Source organism: Marinitoga arctica (genome assembly GCF_054657315.1).
In genome coordinates, this window is record NZ_BAAHYY010000067.1 from 1 (window position 1) to 984 (window position 984).

1 protein-coding gene is annotated in these 984 nt (G+C 22.9%); it reads left to right on the top strand.

All coding sequences use genetic code 11. The annotated features are described in order from the left end of the window. Positions 1-107: 107 nt before the first annotated feature. A partial coding sequence (locus tag ACYQ44_RS10360) for a cache domain-containing protein (protein WP_459997205.1) occupies positions 108-984 on the top strand: 877 nt, incomplete at its 3' end.

The window sequence follows — 984 nt, forward strand, 5'->3', positions numbered from 1 at the left end:
TGTCTTTTTCGACAGGGGGTTTTTATTTTTTATACAGAATATTTATTATAATATAATAATATTTTGATATACTATTCTTGTATTTATTTCATAAAGGAGGTTTTATTGTGAAATCACTTAAAACAAAACTTGCTTTAGTTTTTTCTTTAATTATAATATCAGCTGGTTTATTTGTTGGAGTATTTTTATATTTTTATGTTGGGCATTCTTTAGAAGAAATTATTTCTGAGTCTTCTTTTTCTATTTTAGAAGAGAAAACAAAACAAATTGAAAATTTTTTTGATGGTCTTATTCACCAAATTGCTTTGATTTCTAATACAAAGGTTTTTGAAAATATGGAATTTAAAGATTCAATTAAAGTTTTAAAAGAGGGTTTAAAAATTTTAGATGATTTTTCTATGCTATTCATTGCAGATAGAAATGGAGATGCTTATACAACTTCAAATGTAAAAACAAATATTAAGGATAGGGAATATTTTAAAGAAATAATGTCTGGGAAAGATATTGTTATAAGCGATGTTTTAATTTCAAAAGCAGATGCTTCATCTGTAATTGTTATTGCTCATTCTGTAAAAAATGAAAAAAATGAAACTGTTGGATTGATTGGTGCTACAATATCTATTAATAAATTTTTAGAATTTTTGTATAGTGACAAAACACAAGATATTTATAGCTATATTGTGGATTTAAAAGGAGTTATAATAGCCCATACAATAGATAATTTTGTAGGAAATAATATTTTTAATTTAAATTATATTGGATTAGACAAAATTGCCCAAAAGATGATAAATGGAGAAAAAGGTTATGGAAATATTATTATAGATGATGAAAAAAGAATAATATTTTATATGCCCGTAAAAAATTTAAATTGGTCAACAGCAATTTCAATTCCGGAAAAATTTTTATTAAAAAGATCGAGAAATATTATTGTTTTCTTTAATGGAATAATATTTTTGGCTACATTATTTTCTTTAATAATATCTA